A 21912-nucleotide genomic window follows, 5' to 3' on the forward strand; every position below is an offset into this window, starting at 1 on the left:
CGTCCATCCTTTGGGCGACCCGAAGGGGACCAAGGTTCACCCGGAGCCCGAATCTTCTTCCCATCACGCGTCACACGCCCACCGGCGCACCGACGGCGGCCCATCCTTGTCGTTTCCGGGCCGACCTTGTCGTTCCCGGTACCGACCTTGTCGCCGCCCCACGGACCGTGCGGACACCGGTCCTGCGCCGCCCCCCACGGGCCGCGCGAACACCGGCCCCGCGCCGAAGCCCACACGGAACCGCGCGAACACCGGCCCTGCGCTGAACGCAGCGCCCCACAGCTCCCGACAGGGCCCACACACCCGGGTCGCAACGGGACCCCAAGTCCCGTGCACCACATCGGAGATGGAGGCGGGATTCGAACCCGCGTGCACGGTTTTGCGGACCGCTGCCTCGCCTCTCGGCCACTCCATCACATCCGACCACCGCGTCCCGTCGGCCGGGCGGCGCAAGGCATTTCGCCCCGCGCCGCTGACCGACGGTCCGCGTTTCGTTCGTCTTCGAGGTGGAGACGGGATTCGAACCCGCGTGAACGGCTTTGCAGGCCGTTGCCTAACCTCTCGGCCACTCCACCCTGTACAACCGCGTCCCGTCGGCCGCTCGTACGAAGCCCTCGGCTCCGCACGACGCGACCGGCGGTCCGTCCTGCGAGATGGAGGCGGGATTCGAACCCGCGTGCACGGTTTTGCGGACCGCTGCCTCGCCTCTCGGCCACTCCATCGCATCCGACCACCGCGTCCCCTCGTCCCGGTGACGCACGGCATTTCGCCGCGCGCCGCTGACCGACGGTCCGCGTTTCGTTCGTCCTTCGAGGTGGAGACGGGATTCGAACCCGCGTGAACGGCTTTGCAGGCCGTTGCCTAACCTCTCGGCCACTCCACCCGGCCGGGCCGAAGCCCGGTCGGTCCATCCATCCATCCGGCCAGTCGGTGAACACCCGACCCGCCCCCCTGACCCGCCCCCTGACCCGGCCCCCGACCCGAGCCGACCCGACCCGAGATCATCGGTCGCCAACCACCGCCCGGTGTCGGGCGATCCGGTGAGCCTCGACACCGGATCGCCCGCCCCCCGGGGGATGCGCCGCAGACCCCCTCCGCCCGGCGGCACCCCCCAACCGGTCCCGCACCCCGAGATCCCCAGCGCGCGCACGCGTCCCTACGTGCGGCGCATCCCGCAGGACCGACGCCGACCCGACCCCGCGTCGGATCGGCGAGTCGACGGTCAGCCCAGCGACGCCCGATCGTGCGGCGCCGCCCAGTGCTCGGCGGTCGGCGAGGTCGGCGAATCCGGGAACCGGCGCAGCGCGTTCTCCGCCTGGACCGCGAGATCGGTGGTCTCGCGGAACTCCGGCCGGGTGTACAGGTCACGCGCGTACGCCCACAGGTTGGGGTAGTCCACCAGGGTGCGGCCGTCCGCGCCTATCGCCGCCCGGTAGGTCTGCGTGAACCGCAGCAGCTTCACCCAGAACCGGATGTCCGAGATGGTCAGCCGATCACCGAACAGGTAGCGCCTGTCGGCCAGATGCGCGTCCGAGCGCTCCAGCGTGTGGATCGTCTCGCCCTCCTCCGATGTCCACAGGCCGCCCTTGCGCGCGGCGGTCGCGAAGTCCGCGTCGGTGAGGTCGATCGCCTCGCGCAGGTCCTCCGGGTACAGGTCCGGTGCCTGCTCGCCGACCAGTGCGGTGAAGCTCGTGGCCAGGTTGTTCGGGATCGCGTTGAACGCGTTCGCCACGATCCGGCCGCTCTCCCGGTCCCACAGGGTCGGTACCGAGATGTGGCCCGCGTACCCGGGCTCGGTCGCCTCGTACGCCTCCCGCAGCAGCGTGAACCCGTTCACCGGGTCCGGGCCGAACCGCTCCCGGAACGCCCAGCCGCGGGAGTCGCGTTCCTCGTCCACATACGACGCGCTCACGATGTCGGTGAGACCGCGCGCATGTCGCACGATCGCCGCGATGTGCGCCCACGGGCAGCCGTGCGACAGGTACAGGTGATACCGGCCGATCTCCTCCGGGAATTGCGGATCGCCGATCCGACCGGCGAACGGGTACTGCGGGTCGGTGACCGCGTACGGGCCGTACGTGTCGACGTCGACGGGGCTCGCGTAGCCGAGCTGAGTTGTCACCGGGTGGCTCCTGTCACGAGTTCCAGCCGATCGGGAATGCGATCGGCGGCGGGATCGACGTCCCGCAGATGATTGAGTACGCCCCGGACCAACGCGTCGTTGACCCGAAACGCCGGCGCGTCGAAGCGGGGCCGGGAGAACCCCGCGCTCCCGGCACCGCCCGATACGCCGTGCCCGACGGCGAACCGGCCGGGATGCGCGTCGCCGCGCGCGTTGACCACCCGGCGGTCGCCGGCCCGGGTGCACAGCCGTCCCGCCGAGTCCGTGGACGCGTCGCCGCGCGCGGCCAACCGGCGCAGCAGCACGTCCCGGGTGCGCTTGAGCGAGGGCTCCGGCAACCGGGCCTCCACCAGAGCGCGGGCGCGCACCCGCGCCTGCGGCAGACTCGGACTCGCCGCCCGCCAATCGCCGGCCTCCTCGTCCGCCGCTATCTCCACGTCCTCGCCGAGAAAGCGGATCACCCCGGCCCGGGCCAACGCGAGCAGTTCCTCCAGGCGCGGCCCCGGCGGACCGCTGGCCAGGTAGCTGAAGAAACCCAACAGCCGGGTCGTGTCCGGCACCGGATCACCCGCGTCCTGAAGCCGCAGCACCACCCCGTACACGCTCAACAACGCGTGTATCGTGGCCAGATCCTGGCTGTACGCGGGATCGTGCCGGCGGGTCAGATCGGCCTCGATGTGCGCGTGCATCCACTCCTGGAGCGCGCCCTCGTCGGCGAACCGCCGCCCCTGCACCGGACGATCCAGCCGCGCCTGGTCGAACCGGTCGGCCGGATCCGGCACCGCCCGCGCGATCAGTTCGCTCGGATCGGCGGCCGCCGTGAACTCCGCGTCGAACTCGGCCCATTCCATCGTGGTGCGATCGCTGTGCGCGGTGAACAACCGGTGGTAGTGCGCACCGGCCAACTCCTTGCCGATCAACGGCCAGGGGTCGTCCGCCTCGCGTGCCGCCTCCACGGTGAAGTGCCTTGGCAGCGGCGGGCGTTCCCCGGTCCATGGATAACCCGTCTTGGACCGGTAGGGCACCCCGCGCCGAGACGCCGCGAGCAGCAACGGCTCGCGCCCGGACGCCCGATAGCGCAGCACACCGGCCGAGTCCCGCTCGAACGTGCCGCCCCGGCCGTGACTGAGCCGCACCATCAGGTCCACGAACGCCAACCCGATGCCCCGCACCAATACCGGTTCGCCCGGGCGCAACGCGTCCAGATCCAGGTCCGCGGTGTACCCGGTGGGCAGGTACGCGAGCCCGTGCCGGCGGGCGAACCCGATCTGCTCGCGCTCGTGTGGCGTCGGCTCGCTGTCCAGGTGGCCCTGGGCCAGGATCACCGCGTCCACCCGGAGCGGCGGCCGGCGCCCCGCCAGATGCACCAACTGCCGGCGCGGACCCTCGGTGACGTCCACGACCGTCGTCTGGTGCACGATCACCCGCACGTTGGGCGGCGCCCCCTCGACGGTGGACCGGAAGAACCACGCGAGATAGGCGCTGAGCAGCGGCCGGGACGGGAACGAGGTCGGCCCGCAAGCGGCCAACTCCGCGGCAAACAGCCGCAGTTCGTCGGCGCCGCGACCCTCGCGCAGCTCTTCGGTGCGATCCGCGGCCCATTCGGCCAACGAGGGCCCCGGCCGGATCGGTCCCTCGATCGTGGACACCTCGTCGGTGAACAGCGTGATGTCGCAGGCCAGCGAGTTCGCCCAGAGCAGCGGCGACTGGGCCCGCCGCCACACCCGACCCGCGCCCGGCGGGTAGGGATCGACGACGTGCACGTGCAGCGGGCGGTCGCCGAGCAGTTCGGGCACATTGGCCAACAGGCGTTCGAGGACGGACGTGCCGCCGGGACCCGCGCCGACTATGCAGACGGCGACGGGGCGGAGGCGGCCGGACGGATGGTCGGGCATGGCTCTCCCCTCGTGGGGGTGTGGCAAGAGAACGCGAACCGTCACCGGCGTCCGGGCACGGGGACGCCGGGGCGAGGGTTCGGCGGATGGGAAGGGCCTTGCGCCACAAGGCCGGGTGCGCAACCCGGGCGGGAGCTCAGGATTCCTCGGGACAGACCGAGGAGCGCGGCGGCGAGGTCAGCCGCGCGGACGACACAGCCCGCCGGCCACACGACACAGGTCGATGTGGCGGCACGACACGAGGAAGAGGTCGGGGCTCACGACATCGAAGCTACGGAGCCGCCCGACGAATTGTCAACGTCGATCCCACGCGGTCGCCTTCGAGCAATTGACCGAGCACCGCCCGGCGGGTTAGGTTCCGGAACATCTCGCCGTGGCGCTCCGCCACGGCCCAGCGAGGGGATCCCGGTGGCGCAGCACGCGCGACACAGCGACGGGGCGGTCATGTCCGCCGCCGGTTGGCTGCTGTCCGCCCGCCTCCACATCGACCTCGGGCGCGTCACCAGCGCCGCTTGTTGTCGCTGACCCGAGGCCGCGGCCCCGGCCGCGCCGTCCGCGTCGCCCCGATCGGAACCCGACCGCCACACCCGGCCGCCGCGCCACACGCCCTCCGGCACGTCGCGACGCCCGCGTAGGCCCGTTCGCGACCCCACCGGATCCGACCGGATCCGACCCGACTCCCGGGCAGGGCAGCGCCGGCCATCGATCGCGATCACCGTTCGACCGACCCGCGTGGACGCACCGACCTCCGGGACCGGTCACCGGGGCGACCCTCGGGAGAGCCGCCGATCGGGGCCGACCGCTCGGCGACCCCACCCGGCAAGCTCCCGCGCCACCCCCTCGTCACCCCTGACCAACCCCAGGGGTCACCTCTCCGGTGACCCCTGACACCCCCTATCGTCGCCGGCCCTACCACTCGACCGTCGTCCGCACCACCCCTGATCAACCCCGACCAACCCCTGATCGATCCCGGAATCCCCGAGAACCATCACCGGAACCCCGCGAACCACCACCGGAACCACCGCGAACCGAGGTAAAACCCATGGCAACCGTCCTGACCGTATGGGGCAGCCCCTCCGCGACCTCACGCACCGGCGTGGTCGCCCGCCACGTCGCCGCCAGGCTGACCGCCGACGGACACGACGTGTCCACCCTCGCCGTGCGCGACCTGCCCGCCCGGGCGCTCCTGCACGCCGACTTCGCCGACCCGGACCTGCGCGCCGCACTGAACCGGGTCGCCGACGCCGACGCGCTCGTGATCGCCAGCCCGGTGTACAAGGCCGCCTACAGCGGCGTGCTCAAGACGTTCCTGGACGTACTCCCGCAATTCGCGCTGCGCGGCAAGGAGATCCTGCCGGTGCTCACCGGCGGCACCCCCGCGCACGTGCTCGCGCTCGACTACGCGCTGCGCCCGGTGCTGACCTCGCTCGGCGCCGACCACGTCGCGCAGGGCTGGTTCGTGCACGAGCGGTACGTCGGTGCCGACGGCGGGATCGAGGCCGAGGGCGTCGCGCCGCTGGAGGAACTCGCCGACGCGTTCTCCGCCCGGCTGCGTCGCCCGGCCGCCGTCGCCTGACCCGCCCCGGTCGGCGCCCCCGGTCGCCGACCGGGGCGCAGGCCGATCCGCCCGTACGACAAGGGAGTTCGCATGACCACCGGCCATCTCCACCTCGGTGTCGCGCTCGACGGCGCGGGCCGCCACCCCGCCGCGTGGCGCTCGCCGCACGCCCGCCCCGCCGAGTTGTTCGACCCGCGCTACTGGGTCGAACTGGCCCGCACCGCCGAACGCGGCCTGCTCGACTTCATCCGCCTCGACGACTCGCTGGGGCCGCCTTCGCCCCGGGTACCGGGCCGGCTCGACGCGGTCTCGGTGGCCGCGCGGGTGGCGCCCGCCACCGAGTCGATCGGCCTGATCCCGGCCGCGACCACCACGCACACCGAGCCGTTCCACGTGTCCACCGCGATCGCCACCCTCGACCACGTCAGCCGAGGCCGGGCCGGCTGGTGGCCGCTGCCGTCCCGGACCGGCCTCGAAGCCCGCCACTTCGGCCGCAAACCCGTCGCGACCCCCGGCGAACTTGCGGACGAGCAAGCCGAGTTCACCGACGTGGTGAGCCGGTTGTGGGACAGCTGGGAGGACGACGCGATCATCCGCGACGTGGCCACCAGCCGGTTCCTGGACCGGGAGAAACTGCACTACGTCGACTTCGAGGGCACCTGGTTCGACGTCCGCGGGCCCTCCATCACACCGCGCCCGCCGCAGGGCCGACCGGTGGTCGGGATCACCGTGGACGGCCCCGACACGCTGGAGATCGCCGCCCGGTTCGCCGACGTGCTGTTCGTCGACGCGACCGGCCCCGACGAGGCCCGCCGGCTGCGCGAGCGCGCACACGCCATCGCCGAAGGCAACGGCCGTGACCCGGCCGAGTTGCGGGTGCTCGCCGAGATCACCGTGCACCTGGCCGGCACCGACGCGCAGGCCCGCCGCGAACGCGCCCTGCTCGACGCGCGCTCGGACGTACCCGTCGCCGGCGGGCTCGGCTTCACCGGCACCCCCGAGGCGCTCGCGGATCGACTCGCCGGCTGGTACGTGGGCGGCGCGGTGGACGGATTCACGCTGATCCCGGGCGTGTTGCCCCACGACCTGGACCGGATCGTCGAGGACCTCGTCCCGCTGCTGCGCGAGCGCGGCCACACCCGTACGGCCTACACCGCGCCCACCCTGCGCGGCCACCTGGGCCTGCCGCTGCCCGCCAACCGCTACGCCCGGACCTGAGGAGAGGTCACCGATGCCCGAACCCAGCAGCTCCCAGCCCAGCAGCAACCAGCCACACAACTCTCAGCCCAACAACCCCCAGCCCCACAGCTCGCAGCCCAGCAGCTCTCAGCCCCACGACTCCCAGCCCGGCAGCCCCCAACCCCGCGCGACGCAGCCGGGCGCCTCGCCGTCCCGCGCCCCCCGGCCCATCGACACCCGCTCCCGCGCCTCCCGATCCGAAGACCCGGCGCACCGCACGCGCATCCACCTGGCCGCGCACTTCCCCGGCGTCAACAGCACCACCGTCTGGAGCGATCCACACTCGGGCAGCCAGATCGACTTCGACTCCTTCGAACACCTGGCACGCACCGCCGAACGCGGCCGCTTCGACTTCTTCTTCCTGGCCGAAGGCCAGCGCCTGCGCGAACACCAGAACAAAATCTTCGAGTTGGACGTCGCGGGCCGCCCGGACGCACTCACCGTGCTGGCCGGACTGGCCGCGATCACCGACCGGATCGGCCTGGCCGCGACCGCCACCGCCACCTACAACGAGCCCTACGAACTCGCCCGCAAGATCGCCTCGCTCGACCACCTCAGCGCCGGCCGTGCCGCTTGGAACGTGGTCACCTCACCGGACGCCTGGACCGGGGAGAACTTCCGCCGGGGCGGCTTCCTGCCGCGTGAGGAACGCTACGAGCGAGCCATCGAGTTCGTCGAGGCCGCCCGCACGCTGTGGGACAGCTGGGCCCCGGACGCGCACGTCGCCGACCCCGACGGCGGCGTGTTCGCGACCCCCGACGCCGGGCGGTTCGACTACCACGGCCGGCACTTCGCCATCGAAGGCCGCTTCACCGTGCCGCGCACCCCGCAGGGCCGCCCGGTGCTGATCCAGGCCGGCGACTCCGAGGACGGACGCGAGTTCGGCGCCGCACACGCGGACGTGATCTTCTCCCGGCACGGCGAATACGACGCGGGCCGGGCCTTCTACGCGGACATGAAGGGCCGCGCCGCCCGACACGGGCGCGGCCCGGACGAGCTCAGGATCCTGCCCGCGGTGACCGCGGTGATCGGCGCGACCACCGAGGAGGCGCAGGAGAAGGCCGCCTGGATCCGCCGGCAACAGGTCAGCCCGCGCAACGCGATCCAGTTCGTCGAACAGGTCTGGGGCCGCGACCTGTCCGACCTGGACCCCGACGGCCCGCTGCCGGACTTCGACCCGGTCACCGACGGCACCACGATCGCCCGGGGCCGGGTCCGCACCGGCGGCGACCCGCTCGAGGTGGCCCGCACCTGGCGCGAACTCGCGGCGGCCAAAGGCGGGTTGAGCCTGCGCGAGGTGGTGATCGAGGTGGCCGCCCGGCAGACGTTCATCGGCACCGCCGCGCACGTCGCCGAGCGCATGGAGGTGCACGTACGGGACGGGGCGAGCGACGGCTTCATCCTGGTCCCGCACCTGACCCCGACCGGACTGGACGAGTTCGTCGACCAGGTCGTGCCGATCCTGCAGGAACGCGGCGTCTTCCGCGCCGAATACGAGGGCACCACCCTGCGCGAACACCTGCGCCTGCCGGCACCGCGCCCGGCCGGCGCGCACCGCACCGACGTGGCGGTGTGAGCCCCCGGGATCCGGGCCCGCACCGCCACGCCGCGGGGGTCATGTCCAGTCGTTGAGTGCGATCGACACGCCCGAGGCCGCCGGACCCCGACAGTGGCTCCGGTGGTTTCGGGCGATGTGGTCCAGCCGCAGATTGTCGCGGAACGCCGGGATCAGGTTCAACCGCCGTGCGTACGCCCACAGATGCGGGTGCGCCGCGAGCCGGTGCACGTCCTCGGCGTCCAAGTGCCGCTTGTGCACCGCGTCCAGGTGCACGAGCGTGGTCCACAACTGCACGTCCGCCGCGGTGAGCCGGTCACCCAGCAGGAACGGCCTTACCGCGAGCCGGCGTTCGGCCACGGCGAGTGTGGCCAGCACGGTGCCCATCGCCTCGGCCCGACGCGATCCCGCCGGTGCCCGCCCGGCCCGCTGCGCGGCGTCGGTGACGTCCTCCTCGAACAGCGTGTCCAGCGCGCACATCTCCTCGCGCCGCTCCGCCGGATACAACTCGGGCCCGCCGTCGAAGCCGGTGGCCAGGTCGCGCAGGATGTGCGGCGCGTGGTTGCTGACCACCCGTCCGCTCCACCGGTCCCACAACACCGGTACCGTCACCGGCCCGTCGTAGTGGTACTCGGTCGCCTCGTACGCCTCACGCAGGAACGCGAACCCGCCCACCGGGTCCAGGCCGTGCCCGTCCCCGTCCCGAAACGCCCAGCCACGCCCGTCGCGGACCGGGTCCACCAGCGAGGTTCCCACGGTCGCGCCCAGGCCCTTGAGGTCGCGCGTGATGGCCACCCGCAACGAACGCGGGCAGGCCAGGCACAGGTAGAGGTGGTAACGATTGGGCTCGGCGCGAAAACCCGCCCCGAGTCGGCCGCGAAAGCGCTGCATCGGCGGGCGGATGCCCTCCAGACCCGGCAGCGGCGATCCGGGGTGGCGGACGCGGTAGCGCCCGTGGGTGCGGAAGTCGATCGGTCCGGCGGCCTTCGGGGATGTCGTGGACATACGGGTCTCCCTCGCGCGGGTCGTGGAGTGTGGCAACGGTCGAGACGGCACGGCACGGCGTGGTCCGACCCGGATGCGGGCGGACCGGTGGCGTGGAACTCAGACCGCGCTACAACTCGCGCTGCACACGCGCAGGAAGTCGATGTGGCGGCGGATCAGAAGGTGAACGGCAATCAGGACCCGCGCCCCGGGCAATCCCGAGCGGGGGCCCGCGTGACACACGCAGCCGTCCATGACTCGTGATTATTCGCGCTCGAGACAGCCCCCCGCAAGAGCCCCGCACCGATCGCCGCCACATCGGGACCCACCCCCTCGGCACCACCCGCGCCCGACCCCGCCCCGGGGGCCGGACGGGCGTCCAGGAACACCGCCCCGGCCCACGCGCGACCCGCCCCGGGATCCCGAACGGGCGTCCACGCGCACACCCGCCGGGCCCATGCGCGACCGACCCCGGGATCCCGAACGGGCGTCCACGCACACCCGCCGGGCCCAAGCCCGACCCGCCCAAACCCCACCGAGCCCCAACCCCCACCCCCTTCCCCCGCGTTCAGGCAGCCCGATCCCACACCCGCGAAGGAATCGCCGCACGCAACGCCGGAGCCACCTCGCCCGCGAACAGCTCAAGCACCGCCCGCCGTTCCGCGCGATCGAGCCCCTCCGTCCCGATCGCCTGCACCTGATGCCCGTAAGCCGCGTGGTAGCGGCCGATCTTGTCCACGATCTGCGCCGGACTGCCCACCAGAGCGGGCCCGTTCGCCACGTTGTCCTCCAACGACGTGAACGGCGAACGATTGTGCTGCGCCGCCGCCGACCTGGCGAACGCGTCGTAGTAGGGCCGATAGCGCGCCAGCGCCTCCTGCGACGTGGACGCCACATAGCAGCCGCCCGCGCCCGACCCGACCACCGCGTCCGCCGGATCACGCCCGTACGCCGCCCAGCGCTCGCGATAGTGGTCGATCAGGTCGGCGTACTTGGCCATCGGATGGAAGCCGTTCGCGGTGAACAGCGGATCCCCCCACTTGGCCGCCAACTCGGTGGACGCGCGGCTCGTCGCGCTGCCGTGCCAGATCACCGGTGCCCGCCCGTCCGCACGCGGGAACGGCCGCGGATAGGTGGTGACCTCATGCAGCGGACTGCGAAAGCGCCCGGACCAGGTGACCTTCTCCTCGCTCCACAACCTGCGCAACAGCTCGAACTTCTCCTCCTGAAGCTCCCACTGATCGTCCTCCACCAACCCGAACAGCGGGAAATGGCGAGGGTCGTTGCCCTTGCCGACCATCAGATCCAGCCGACCCCGGGACAACTGGTCCAGCGTCGCGTAGTCCTCGGCCACCCGCACCGGATCCAACACGCTGATCACGGTCAGCGTGGTCAACAGCCGGATCCGCGACGTGCGCTGCGCCACCGCCGCCAGGATCACCGGCGGCGCCGAGGACAGGAACGGCTCACCGTGCCGCTCACCCACCCCGAACGCGTCGAAGCCCAATTCCTCGGCCAGTGCCGCCGTCTCGACCAACTCCGCCAACTGCTCGTGCGCCGGAGCCCGATGCCCGGTGAGCGGATGCGGCGCGTTGGCGCCCAACGTGAACACGGCGAACCTCATGACACCGCTCCCAACGGCTGCGGGCGCCGACGCCCGGGAATGGCCGCGATCAACTCGCGGGTGTACGCGTGCGTGGGCGCCGACAGCACCTGCTCGCACGCGCCCTTCTCGACCAGCCGACCGGCCCGCAACACAGCCACCCGGTCGGCGATCTGGCGCACCACCGCCAAGTCGTGCGAGATGAACAGGTAGCTGATCCCCAACTCGTCCTGGAGCCGGCCCAGCAACTCCAGAATCTGCGCCTGAACCGAGACGTCCAGCGCCGACACCGGCTCGTCGCACACCACCAGATCCGGCTCCAACGCCAACGCCCTGGCGATCGCCACCCGCTGGCGCTGACCGCCGGACAACTCGGCCGGTTTGCGCCGCAGCACGCCCTCGGGCAGCGCCACCTGGTCGATCAACGCCGCCGCCCGGGCCCGCTGCTGCGCACGAGTGCCGACCCGGTACGCGCGCAGCGGCTCCTCGACGATCTCGGAGACGGTGAAGCGCGGATCCAGCGAGGCATACGGGTTCTGGTACACCAACTGCATCCGCCTGCGCAGCGCGCGCAACTCGCCGCGCCCGGGCCGGGTCACCTCCCGCCCCTCGATCAGGACCCGACCCGCCGTCGGCGTCTCCAGGCCCAGGATCATCCGCACCGTGGTCGACTTGCCCGAACCCGACTCGCCCACCAGCGCCAGCGTCTCGCCCCGACGCACCGTGAACGACACGTCGTCCACCGCGCGCAGAGTACGCGCGCCCTCCTTGGTCCGGGGCAGCGCGAACTCCTTGACCAAGCCGGTCACGGTCAGCAACGGCTCCGCCCGCGGCACCGGTTCGCGCACCGGACGAGGCCGGGCCCGACGGGTGGTCAGGCTCGGCGCCGCCGCGATCAGCTGCCGGGTGTACGGGTGTTCGGGATCGGTCAGGATCCGCGCCGCGGGCCCCTGCTCGACCACCGTGCCCTGGGACATCACCACCACCCGCTGCGCGCGGTCGGCGGCCACCCCCAGATCGTGGGTGATCAGCAGCATCGCCGTACCGTGCGCGTGGGTGAGTTCGTCGATGTGGTCCAGGATCCGCCGCTGCACGGTGACGTCCAGCGCGCTGGTGGGCTCGTCGGCGATGACCAGCCGGGGCCGGCAGGCCAGCGCGATCGCGATCAGCACCCGCTGGCACATGCCACCGGACAACTCGTGCGGGAACTGCCGTGCCCGCACCTGCGGTTCGGGCAGGCCCGCCTCGCCGAGCGCGGCCACCGCGCGCTGCGCCGCCTCCTTGCCGCTCGCCAGACCGTGCACGATCAGCGCCTCGGCGACCTGATCGCCGATCCGCCGCACCGGGTTGAGCGAGAGCATCGGGTCCTGCGGGATGAACCCGATCGATCGCCCGCGCACCCTCCGCAGTTCGCGCTCGCGCAGCGTCAACAGGTCACGGCCCTCGAACAACACCCGACCCGCGCCGACCCGGCCGCCGGCCGGCAACAACCCCACGATCGCGTGCGCGGTGGTGCTCTTGCCCGAACCCGACTCGCCCACCACCGCGACCACCTCACCGGGCGCCACGCTCAGGTCGGCGGCGGTCACCGCGTCCACCGGGCCGCGGGAGGTGCGGTAGGACACCCGCAGCCCCCGGATCTCCAACAGCGGGTCCACCGAGGTCGCCACCACCGACAACGCGGCCGGCGCCCGTCCCACACCCGCGACTTCGGACTCCCGCACGGGGGAATCGCCGGCGAGCCCCTTGCTCGTCTCCCTCATCGGTCCTGCCTCCGTTCTCCGTCCAAGGCCCGCGAGATGCGGTTCGCGGACAACACCGTCGCCGCGATCACCAGCCCGGGAAATGTGGTCAACCACCACGCCGTGGACACGAAGTTGCGCCCATCGGCCACCAACACGCCCCACTCCGGGGTCGGCGGCGGCGCACCGAAGCCCAGAAAGCTCAGCGCCGACACGGACAGGATCGCGATGCCGAACTCCAACGCGGCCATCACCAGCACCGGCCCGGACGCGTTCGGCAACACATGCCGGGCCAGCACCGCGCCCGAACGCACCCCGCTCGCCCGCGCCGCCTCCACGTACACCGACGAACGCACCCGCAACACCTCGGCCCGCATCACCCGGGCGAAGCCCGCGACACTGGCCACACCCACCGCGATCGCCACCTTCGTGGTGCCGAAGCCCAACGCGCCGACCAGCGCCAGCGACAACAACAGACGCGGGATCGCCTGCAACACGTCGACCACCCGCATCACCACGTCGTCCAACCACCCGCCGAAGAACCCGGACAACAAGCCGAGCCCCCCGCCCACCACCAGCGCCACCAGCACCGCCACGAACGTGGCCCGCAGCGACAACGAACTGGCGTACACGACCCGGGTGAACAGGTCGCGCCCGAGCTGATCGGTACCGAACAAGTGCTCCGCGCTCGGCCCCCGCAACTTGTCCCGGGGCGTGCCCACCAACGGGTCCCCGTCGGTGAACAACCCCGGGAACAGCGCCGCGAGCAGCACCAGCACGAACACCACCAGCGACAACGTCAACCCGGGACGGCGCAGCACGAACCGCGCGTGCCCGCGCGCCGCGGGCAGCACCCCCGTCGGGAAAGCCACGGCCATCGTCACACCGTCCTTCCCACACGCGGATCCAGCACCGGATACAGCAGATCCACCACCAGCGCGACGGTGACGAACACCACCGCCGCGAGCAGCACCACCCCCTGCACCATCGCCAGATCCTGAGTGTCCACCGCCGCCGCGGTCAGCCGGCCCACCCCGGCCCGGGAGAACACCGTCTCCACCACCACCGACTCCACCAGCACGTTCCCCGTCACCACCGCCGCCAGCGTCAACGCCGGCAGCGACGCGTTGCGCAACGCGTGCCGCAGATGGATCCGCAGCCGGCCCGCCCCCTTGGCCCGCGCGGTCTGCACGTACGGCTCCTCCAGCGCCGTGGTCATGCTCTTCGCCAACACCTGCGCGACCATCGCGCCGGCCGGCAGCGCCAGCGTGATCGCCGGCAACACCAGGCTCTCGAAGCCGTCGTTGCCCAGCGCCGGCAGCATCCCCCACTGGAAAGACACCACCTGCACCAGCAGCAACCCCACCCAAAAGCCCGGCATCGAGATCCCGATCGCCGGCAACGACAACAACACCTGACGCAGCGCCCGCAACCGGGTGAACGTCGCCGCCAGCGCCAACGCGCCACCACCGAACACCGCCAGCGCCATCGCGAACCCGGTCAACGCCAGGGTCTGCGGCAACGCGTCCGCGATCGTGCGCGCCACCGGCGCCCCGGTCTGCGCCGAGGTGCCCAGATCCCCGGTGAGCGCGTCGCCCAACGCGTGCCCGTACTGCACGTAGAGGGGATCGTCCAGGCCGTGCGCCGCGCGTACCGCGTCGATCTGCGCCTGCGTCGCGGTGCCCTCCAGACCACCCAGCTTGATCGACAACGAATCGCCCGGCAGCAGATACAGCACCACGAACGAAACGGTGAACGCCGCCCACAACACCACCACCGCCTGGAGCACGCGGCGCGCCAGATACCCGCGCATCAGCTGCTCACCCACGTGTCGTGGAACTGCAGGCGCGAGGACGCCTCGAAGCCGAGCCCGTGCACCTTCGGGCCCAGCCCGTGCACCTGGGACAACTCGAACAGCGGGATCACGTACGCGCGCTCGGCGACGATGCGCTGCGCCTGGGCGACCTTGGCGTCGCGCTGCGCGGGGTTCAGGTTCTGCGCCTGGTCGTCCAGCACGACGTCCAGCTCGCCCGAGGCGATCTTGAGCCGGTTGACCGTCTTGGTACCGAACAGCGTGCGCAGGATGTCCGGATCCGCGCGGGTGACGTTGTAGTACGCGAAGTCGTAGTCGCCCGCGCTCTGCACCTGGTTCTGCTCACCGGCGGCCAGCTTGCGCAGCCGCAGGTCCACGCCGACCTTGCGCAACTCCTGCTGGACCAGCTCCAGGACGGACTGGCTCGCGTTGAACAGCGGCGCGAAGATCACATCCACGCTCAGCCGACGCCCGTCCTTGGCCCGTATGCCGTCCGAGCCGGTCTTCCAGCCCGCCTCCTCCAACAGTCGCTTGGCACCCTCGGGGTCGTACGCCAGCTCCGCGGACAGGTCGACGTAGCCGGGGGTGACCGAGGCCAGCGGCGAGGTCGCCGCCTTGTACTTGGGGGTGAGCACGGTCTGCGCCAGCTCGGGCCGGTTCACCGCCTTCTGGATCGCCCGCCGCACCGCCTCCTCGGACAGGATCGGCCGGGAGACGTTGGCCTGGAGGTTGAACACGACGCCCGGGTTGGGCCGGGTCAGCACGGTGTACCCGGAGGCGAACCGTGCCTCGTCCTGCGGCTGCACGTCGCTGATCGCGTCCACCTGGCCGGACTCCAGGCTGCCCGCCCGCACGCCGGACTCCGGCACGATCTTGAACACGAGCCGGTCCAGGTACGCCTCGCCCTGGTGGGCGAACAGCGACGAGCCCCACCCGTACCCGGTCCGCTTGGCCAACTCCACGCTCTGGTTCGGCTTGTAGGAGCGCAGCGTGAACGGGCCGGAGCCGACCAGGTCGCCCTGGCAGCGCTGCTCCGGGGTCTTGGCCAGTGTGGCGGGGGAGAGCAGGCCCAGCGACATGGTCGAGGTGGCCTGGAGGAACTGGGCGCTGGGCGCCGAGAATTCGACCCGCACGGTGGTGGGATCGAGCACGGTGGTGCCCTGGTACCCGGTCAGGTAGCTGCTCGCGATGGTGGCCTTGGCGCCCAGCGCGACCACGCCGTCGAGGTTGGCCTTGACCGCGGCGCCGTCCAGCGGCGCGCCGTCCGCGAAGGTGACGCCCGGGCGCAGGTGGAAGGTGAAGCGGGTGGCCTGCGGGTCCACCTCCCACGAGGTGGCCAGCCACGGCTTGATCTCGCCGGTCTTGCCGTCCTGGTCGGTCAGCGAGTCGACGATCTGGCGGCCCACGTTCAGGCTCGCGTTCGCGCCGAACTGCTGCGGGTCCAGGCACGTGGGATCGGCGGCCAGCGCGAAGGTGAGCGTGCCGCCGGCCCGCGGCGGGCCGACCTCCGCGGTGTTCGCGGCCTGGTCGCCGCCGTTGTCGCAGGCACCGGCCAGCAGCGCGAGGGCGACGGCGGCGGCACCGGCTTCGGCGACGCGACGCAGTCTTCGAGAGGGAGTGGAGGCGGTGAATGCCGAAATGCGCATGGGAATCTCCGGGCATGGCGAATTCACGCGGCGGCGCGCGTGATTTCGGGCAGGGATATTCCACGATTCGCGCGAGCGCGCGGCATCGGACGCGAACGCGTCAGGAAACGCGCCGGCGCGGGACGCGGCGAATCGAGGAGGAGGTCGTGGAACGGCGGGCGGACGGCCCGGCGGCGATCACAAGGATCGTCGGCGGGCGTCCGGCGGCGGAGCAGCCCGGTCCGCGGGGATCAGCGGGTGCGACAGGCCGAGCTGTGCACGCGACCGAAATCGACATGCCGGCGGGTGCACAGGGGAGTTCGCGGACGGCGCACGGCCGCGCCGCAGGGCGCGACGGCCTCGACACGCCGGGAGGAGACCCCGGGCGTGGAGGCGGTGACCGACACCACGAGCGTCATGACGTCCTTCGACAGGAATGGATCGATATCTGCGACTGCGTGAGCCTATCGAGTCATCCGGCGATACAACAAGTGGCTATTCCGCTTTTCGGTCGGGGCCGGCCGGAAAGTCCGGTCCCGGGCGGGCGCGGGAAATGCGGTGCCGGCGCGGCGATATCGCCGCGCCGACACCGTGACCGGGCCCGACTAGGGAACATCGGAGGAATGCCCGGGGAAGACATGCGCGGAGGGGTCGACCACGGTCATCGCGTTGTTGACCGCGGTGGCCGCCTCGCCGAACCCGGTGGCGATCAGCTTGACCTTGCCGTCGTAGTCGACGATGTCGCCGGCCGCGAACACCCGCGTCAGGTTGGTGCGCATCGCCTGGTTCACCACGATGTGCCGCTTGCGCTGCTCCAGGCCCCAGTGCGTCATCGGGCCCAGGTCCGCGACGAAGCCGAGCGCGGCCACCACCGCCTGGACCGGGAGCGTGCGCACCGCGCCGTCGGCCTTGGCGACCACGTCCGCGCCGCTGACCTGTCCGTCGCCGTGCAGCACGGTGACCTCGGCGGAGGTGATCACCTCGGTGGTGGAGGCCAGCACGCGCCGCACGGTGTGCTCGTGCGCGCGGAACTTGTCCCGCCGGTGTACCAGCGTGATCGACTTGGCGATCGGCTCCAGACTGGTCGCCCAGTCGAACGCCGAGTCGCCGCCGCCCACGATCAGCACGTCCAGCCCGGCCAGATCGGCCAGGCGCGGCACGAAGTAGCGCACCCCCTCGCCGGTGAAGGCGTCGGCGGCGGGCAGCGGGCGGGGGCTGAACGTGCCGATCCCGCCGCTGATCAGCACCACCTTGGCGCGCACCACCAGGCCGCTCGCGCAGGTGACGGTGACCCCCTCGTCGTCCTGCGCCAGCTCCTCGGCACGGTGCCCCAGCAGGTAGCTCGGCTCGAACGGCGCGGCCTGTTCGACCAGCGCGTCCACCAGGTCCTGGCCCTTGATCGCCGGGAAGCCGGCGACGTCGTAGATCATCTTCTCCGGGTACATCGCGGAGATCTGCCCACCGGGTTCGGGCAGTGAGTCCAACAGCGCGGTGCGCAGGCCCCGGAACCCCGCGTAGTAGGCGGCGTACAGGCCGGTGGGGCCCGCGCCGATGACGAGCAGATCGGTGTCGACGGTCGAGGACACGCGCGCTCCTTCCCGAGCAGGGTTGCCCGGACCCTAGCCGAACGGCACACGGGCTTCCTCGAGTTCGTGCCCCGCGTCACACGAACGGAAGCACCCACGAAGTACGAGCTCGCCCAACCACGGGCAAATGTCCGTACGCGACCGTATGGAAAGGATGGAACTTGTTCTCATCCGGCCCGCCGATCGTTAGGGTCCGGTTCATGCAGATCTCCTGTGCGCCGCCCTCGGCCGGCGCCCCGGCGCCCGGCGCCCTCGCCGAGCGCCTCGGCCACGTCCGGGGCCGGGGTACCGGCTCGCCCGACCGGTGCGGCGACGCGCGGACGAGCCCCGGGCGGGTCGGTCGGCTCACCCTCGCCGGCGGCGCCGAACAGGTGTGCGGCAAACTGGCGTCGCCCGCGGACGCGAGCGGCACCGAGATCCCGACCCGGCTCCTCGGTCCCGCCCCGGTGCGCGAGCCCACCGCGCCCGCCGCGGCCGCCGCACCGTCCTGATCCACCTCGACTCCGTTCCGATCCCGCACGACCGCGAGGACGCACCATGACCCTGTTCCCCGGCAGGGACACCGACGTCACCACCGCCGTCGCCGCTCTGCTGGCGAAGTGCAGACTGTCGATACCCCGCAACTGGATACTCACGGCGCTCGACTACGCGTGGCACGACGAACGCCCCGTCGTGGTCGTGCGCCATCAACCGGCCACCCACCCGCACCCGGGCGGCCCGCACGCCAGCGTGGTGGTGGACCGCGCCGACGGCACCCTGCTGGGCTGGACCCGGCTGGACGGCCCGCGCCAGGGTCCGCTGCCCGGCACCGAGGAGGCGCACGCCGCCGCCGAGGCGTTCTGGCACCACGTGGATCCGCTGCACGCCGAGGGGCTGACCGTGCAGTGGGTCGCCCAGCACGACGAGACCATCGGCACGCCCGCCGGCCGGGCCACCTCGGTGAGCGGAATGAGGGTCAACGCGCGTCACATCAACGGGCTCTACACCTGGGCGGTGCTCGCCGGGGACCTGTCCGTGCTCACCTACGAGCGGGACGTGCAGTGGGACGAGCGGGCGGCCCGGAGGCGCACCCAGATGTGGCTGCACGACCGGTGGCGCGCGGCCGTGGACGGCACCGCGCCCGCGCCCGGCGCGCCGTACGCCCCGGCCCGGCGCTGAAGACGGACGGGCGGGCGCCTCGGAAAATTTTGGCAAGTTCGACGAACTCCCAGATCACGCGGGCCCCTCGGGGCCCGCGTGTGGCATTTGCGGTGCTGGGCAAGGCAGTTGGTCCAGACCATTTTGGTACAGACCATTGACCCGTGGTCCAGACCTTTCCTACTCTCACTGGACCTGCGGTGGGGCCGTAGTCGAATCGTTTCCCCACCGGGAGGTGCCACGTCCCCGTATGTCTGGCCCCACTCGAGGAGCACCCTTGAGCACAGGAACCAAACGACGCACGACCTTGTCCCGGCGCACCCTTGTCGCCATGATCAGCGCCCTGCTGCTTCCCCTGGCAGCGATGGTCGGCCTCGCGTCCCCCGCACAGGCCGCCGGTACCACCGCCACGTTCGTCAAGACCTCCGACTGGGGCTCCGGCTTCGGTGGAAGCTGGACCATCAAGAACACCGGCACGGCCGCGATCACCTCGTGGACCCTGGAATGGGACTTCCCCGCCGGCACCGCCGTCGGCTCCTCCTGGGACGCCACCGTCACGCGCACCGGCGACCACTACACCGCCAAGAACGTCGGCTGGAACGGCACCGTCGGCCCCGGCGCCTCGGTGACCTTCGGCTTCAACGGCACCGGCCCCGGCAACCCGACCGGATGCAAGATCAACGGCGGATCCTGCGACGGGGGACCCACGAACCCCGGCGACAACCCGCCCGGCGCACCCGGCACCCCGGTCGCGAGCAACGTCACCGACAACGGCGTCAAGCTGACCTGGACCGCGGCGACCGACGACCACGGCATCAAGAACTACGACGTGCTGCGCGGCGGCAGCAAGATCGCCACCGTCACCACGCCCACCTACACCGACAGCGGCCTGGCCGCGGGCACCGACTACACCTACACCGTCATCGCCCGCGACACCGTCGACCAGACCGGCCCGGCCAGTGCCGCGGTCACCGTGCACACCACCGGCGGCGGTGGCGGCCCCGGCGGCGGCAGCACCGTCAAGCTCGGCTACTTCACCAACTGGGGCATCTACGGCCGCAACTACAACGTGAAGAACATCGTCACGTCCGGCTCGGCCGCCAAGATCACCCACATCAACTACGCCTTCGGCAACGTCCAGGGCGGCAAGTGCACCATCGGCGACTCCTACGCCGACTACGACAAGGCCTTCACCGCCGACCAGAGCGTCAGCGGCGTGGCGGACACCTGGGACCAGCCGCTGCGCGGCAACTTCAACCAGCTGCGCCAGCTCAAGGCCAAGTACCCCAACATCAAGATCCTGTGGTCGTTCGGCGGCTGGACCTGGTCCGGCGGCTTCGGCCAGGCCGCGGCCAACCCCGCCGCGTTCGCCGAGTCCTGCTACAACCTGGTCGAGGACCCGCGCTGGGCCGATGTGTTCGACGGCATCGACCTGGACTGGGAATACCCCAACGCGTGCGGCCTGACCTGTGACACCAGCGGCGCGGCCTCGATCAAGACGCTGCTCTCCGCAACCCGGGCCAAGTTCGGCACGAACAACCTGGTCACTGCGGCGATCACCGCCGACGCGTCCGCCGCGGGCAAGATCGACGCGGCCGACTACGGAGGCGCCTCCGCCTCCGTGGACTGGTACAACGTGATGACGTACGACTTCTTCGGCGCCTGGGACGCCAAGGGTCCGACCGCCCCGCACTCGCCGCTGACCTCCTACACCGGCATCCCGAAGGACGGCTTCAACTCCTCCGACGCGATCGCCAAGCTCAAGACCAAGGGCGTTCCGGCGAACAAGCTCCTGCTCGGCATCGGCTTCTACGGTCGAGGCTGGACCGGGGTCACCCAGGACGCGCCCGGCGGCACCGCCACCGGCCCCGCCCAGGGCACCTACGAGCAGGGCATCGAGGACTACAAGGTGCTCAAGAGCAGCTGCCCCAGCACCGGCACCATCGCGGGCACCGCGTACGCCAAGTGCGGCAGCAACTGGTGGAGCTACGACACCCCCGCCACCGTCACCTCCAAGATGAGCTGGGCCAAGGCGCAGAACCTGCGCGGCGCGTTCTTCTGGGAGTTCAGCGGTGACACCACCAATGGCGAACTCGCGTCCGCGATCCACAGCGGCCTGGGCTAGCCCCGAGGGCGCGGCCACGAACGCGGCCGCCTTCACCGCTTCGTGACCGCAGGTCGTGGCCGGGCCCACCGGGGTGCCCGGTCACGACACCACGAACGGGCCCGCCGTCCACCGGCGCGGACGGCGGACTCGGCACAGACCGCGCGGGTGGGGTCCCAGGACCCCACCCGCACGGGCCGTTCGGCACCGGCCCCCGAGAACACCGGCGGCCTAAACTGGCGGGCATGCACGGCGACGGCACACGCGAACCGACGGACCTCACGCTCCGCGCGGCCCCGAACGGGGGAGAGCCGGACCGGTGGGAACCGCAGACGGACACGCCGCACCCGGCGCCGCACCCGCAAGCGCCGCACCCGCCGCGAGCGGACCGGGAACACCCGCACCAGGCCCACCCGGGCCCGGACACCGCCCGCGCCGACATCACCACCCGCGCCGACCTCGACGCGCTCCTGCGCCGCTTCTACGGCGCGGCCTTCGCCGACCCGGTGATCGGCGCCTACTTCACCGAGATCGCCGGCACCGACCTGGACGCGCACCTGCCCCGGATCACCGACTTCTGGGAGCGCGCGCTGCTGCGCACCGCCGAATACCGCGGCGACGCGTTCGCCGTGCACCACACGCTGCACCGCGCCGCGCCGCTGACCGCCCGGCACTTCGGCCGCTGGGTCCAGTTGTGGCGGGCCACCGTCGACGGCGACTTCGCCGGACCGCGCGCCGAACGGGCCAAGGCACAGGGCGAGCGCATCGCCCTGGCCATGCTGCGCCGACTGTCCGGCCCCGACGCCGCCGCCGAACCGGGCACCGGCGGATTCATCCCGCTCGCGACCCTGGAACTGCGCCGACGCTCGGCCTGACTACCTCGGGGACCGATCACCCGGGTCGATCACCCGGGGCCGACACCCGACCCCGACAGCCTTGCTCCGAACAC

General features: G+C 71.9%; 16 protein-coding genes and 4 tRNA genes. 7 read left to right on the top strand and 13 right to left on the bottom strand.

Annotated elements, in window-relative coordinates; translation table 11 throughout:
* Positions 1-344: 344 nt before the first annotated feature.
* The 6 genes from ACIRL2_RS02970 to ACIRL2_RS02995 all read right to left on the bottom strand — a co-directional run bounded on the left by ACIRL2_RS02970 (position 345) and on the right by ACIRL2_RS02995 (position 4017).
* A tRNA-Cys gene (locus tag ACIRL2_RS02970) sits at positions 345-415 on the bottom strand.
* An 89-nt stretch (positions 416-504) separates the two neighbouring features.
* A tRNA-Cys gene (locus ACIRL2_RS02975) sits at positions 505-575 on the bottom strand.
* 76 nt (positions 576-651) lie between these two features.
* Positions 652-722, bottom strand: a tRNA-Cys gene (locus ACIRL2_RS02980).
* Positions 723-812: 90 nt separating this feature from the next.
* Positions 813-883: transfer RNA gene (locus ACIRL2_RS02985), tRNA-Cys, on the bottom strand.
* A gap of 339 nt (positions 884-1222) precedes the next feature.
* On the bottom strand, positions 1223-2122 hold the full coding sequence (locus tag ACIRL2_RS02990; protein WP_402229775.1) for a glutathione S-transferase C-terminal domain-containing protein: 900 nt from the start codon (positions 2120-2122) through the stop codon (positions 1223-1225).
* Positions 2119-4017 (bottom strand): FAD/NAD(P)-binding protein, encoded by a 1899-nt coding sequence (locus ACIRL2_RS02995; RefSeq protein WP_402229778.1) that lies wholly within the window; start codon positions 4015-4017, stop codon positions 2119-2121. The genes ACIRL2_RS02990 and ACIRL2_RS02995 overlap by 4 nt, the downstream gene beginning before the upstream one ends.
* 1042 nt (positions 4018-5059) lie before the next feature.
* Between ACIRL2_RS02995 and ssuE the strand changes: the two genes are divergently transcribed.
* The 3 genes from ssuE to ACIRL2_RS03010 all read left to right on the top strand — a co-directional run bounded on the left by ssuE (position 5060) and on the right by ACIRL2_RS03010 (position 8390).
* Positions 5060-5593, top strand: a complete 534-nt coding sequence (gene ssuE / locus ACIRL2_RS03000) for an NADPH-dependent FMN reductase (RefSeq protein WP_395872989.1) — start codon at positions 5060-5062, stop codon at positions 5591-5593.
* 72 nt (positions 5594-5665) lie between these two features.
* Positions 5666-6793 carry an LLM class flavin-dependent oxidoreductase gene (locus ACIRL2_RS03005; protein WP_395872990.1) on the top strand — a complete coding sequence of 376 codons (1128 nt, stop codon included), beginning with the start codon at positions 5666-5668 and terminating at the stop codon, positions 6791-6793.
* Positions 6794-6806: 13 nt separating this feature from the next.
* A complete protein-coding gene (locus ACIRL2_RS03010) occupies positions 6807-8390 on the top strand; it encodes an NtaA/DmoA family FMN-dependent monooxygenase (RefSeq protein ID WP_402229782.1) in 1584 nt (527 codons plus the stop codon).
* A gap of 39 nt (positions 8391-8429) precedes the next feature.
* Here the strand turns inward: ACIRL2_RS03010 and ACIRL2_RS03015 are convergent, their stop codons facing one another.
* The 7 genes from ACIRL2_RS03015 to ACIRL2_RS03045 form a co-directional block, all read right to left on the bottom strand.
* Entirely contained in the window at positions 8430-9374 is a 945-nt protein-coding gene (locus ACIRL2_RS03015) for a glutathione S-transferase C-terminal domain-containing protein (protein WP_395872992.1), read from the bottom strand.
* Positions 9375-9921: 547 nt separating this feature from the next.
* A complete protein-coding gene (locus tag ACIRL2_RS03020; protein ID WP_395872993.1) occupies positions 9922-10977 on the bottom strand; it encodes an LLM class flavin-dependent oxidoreductase in 1056 nt (351 codons plus the stop codon).
* Entirely contained in the window at positions 10974-12719 is a 1746-nt protein-coding gene (locus ACIRL2_RS03025; RefSeq protein ID WP_402229786.1) for a dipeptide ABC transporter ATP-binding protein, read from the bottom strand. Before ACIRL2_RS03025 ends, ACIRL2_RS03020 begins: the two co-directional genes overlap by 4 nt.
* Positions 12716-13576 carry an ABC transporter permease gene (locus ACIRL2_RS03030; RefSeq protein WP_402229788.1) on the bottom strand — a complete coding sequence of 287 codons (861 nt, stop codon included), beginning with the start codon at positions 13574-13576 and terminating at the stop codon, positions 12716-12718. The genes ACIRL2_RS03025 and ACIRL2_RS03030 overlap by 4 nt, the downstream gene beginning before the upstream one ends.
* A 2-nt stretch (positions 13577-13578) precedes the next feature.
* Complete coding sequence (locus tag ACIRL2_RS03035) at positions 13579-14511, bottom strand: ABC transporter permease (protein WP_402230280.1); 933 nt, start codon at positions 14509-14511, stop codon at positions 13579-13581.
* Positions 14511-16157 carry an ABC transporter substrate-binding protein gene (locus tag ACIRL2_RS03040; RefSeq protein WP_402229789.1) on the bottom strand — a complete coding sequence of 549 codons (1647 nt, stop codon included), beginning with the start codon at positions 16155-16157 and terminating at the stop codon, positions 14511-14513. The genes ACIRL2_RS03035 and ACIRL2_RS03040 overlap by 1 nt, the downstream gene beginning before the upstream one ends.
* Before the next feature lie 584 nt (positions 16158-16741).
* The gene (locus ACIRL2_RS03045) at positions 16742-17722 is read right to left on the bottom strand and encodes an NAD(P)/FAD-dependent oxidoreductase (RefSeq protein WP_395872997.1); all 981 of its coding nucleotides are present in this window, start codon (positions 17720-17722) and stop codon (positions 16742-16744) included.
* Positions 17723-17922: 200 nt separating this feature from the next.
* Between ACIRL2_RS03045 and ACIRL2_RS03050 the strand changes: the two genes are divergently transcribed.
* From ACIRL2_RS03050 to ACIRL2_RS03065, 4 genes are all read left to right on the top strand, one after another.
* On the top strand, positions 17923-18213 hold the full coding sequence (locus ACIRL2_RS03050; protein ID WP_395872998.1) for a hypothetical protein: 291 nt from the start codon (positions 17923-17925) through the stop codon (positions 18211-18213).
* Between the two features lie 46 nt (positions 18214-18259).
* Positions 18260-18880, top strand: coding sequence for a hypothetical protein (locus ACIRL2_RS03055; protein WP_395872999.1), 621 nt, complete (start codon positions 18260-18262; stop codon positions 18878-18880).
* Positions 18881-19190: 310 nt separating this feature from the next.
* Entirely contained in the window at positions 19191-20984 is a 1794-nt protein-coding gene (locus tag ACIRL2_RS03060) for a glycosyl hydrolase family 18 protein (RefSeq protein ID WP_402230282.1), read from the top strand.
* A 224-nt stretch (positions 20985-21208) separates the two neighbouring features.
* Complete coding sequence (locus ACIRL2_RS03065; protein WP_402229792.1) at positions 21209-21838, top strand: group III truncated hemoglobin; 630 nt, start codon at positions 21209-21211, stop codon at positions 21836-21838.
* The last annotated feature ends 74 nt before the right edge of the window (positions 21839-21912 follow it).

The sequence above is a fragment of the Embleya sp. NPDC127516 genome (assembly GCF_044765325.1).
Classification (GTDB): Bacteria; Actinomycetota; Actinomycetes; order Streptomycetales; family Streptomycetaceae; genus Embleya.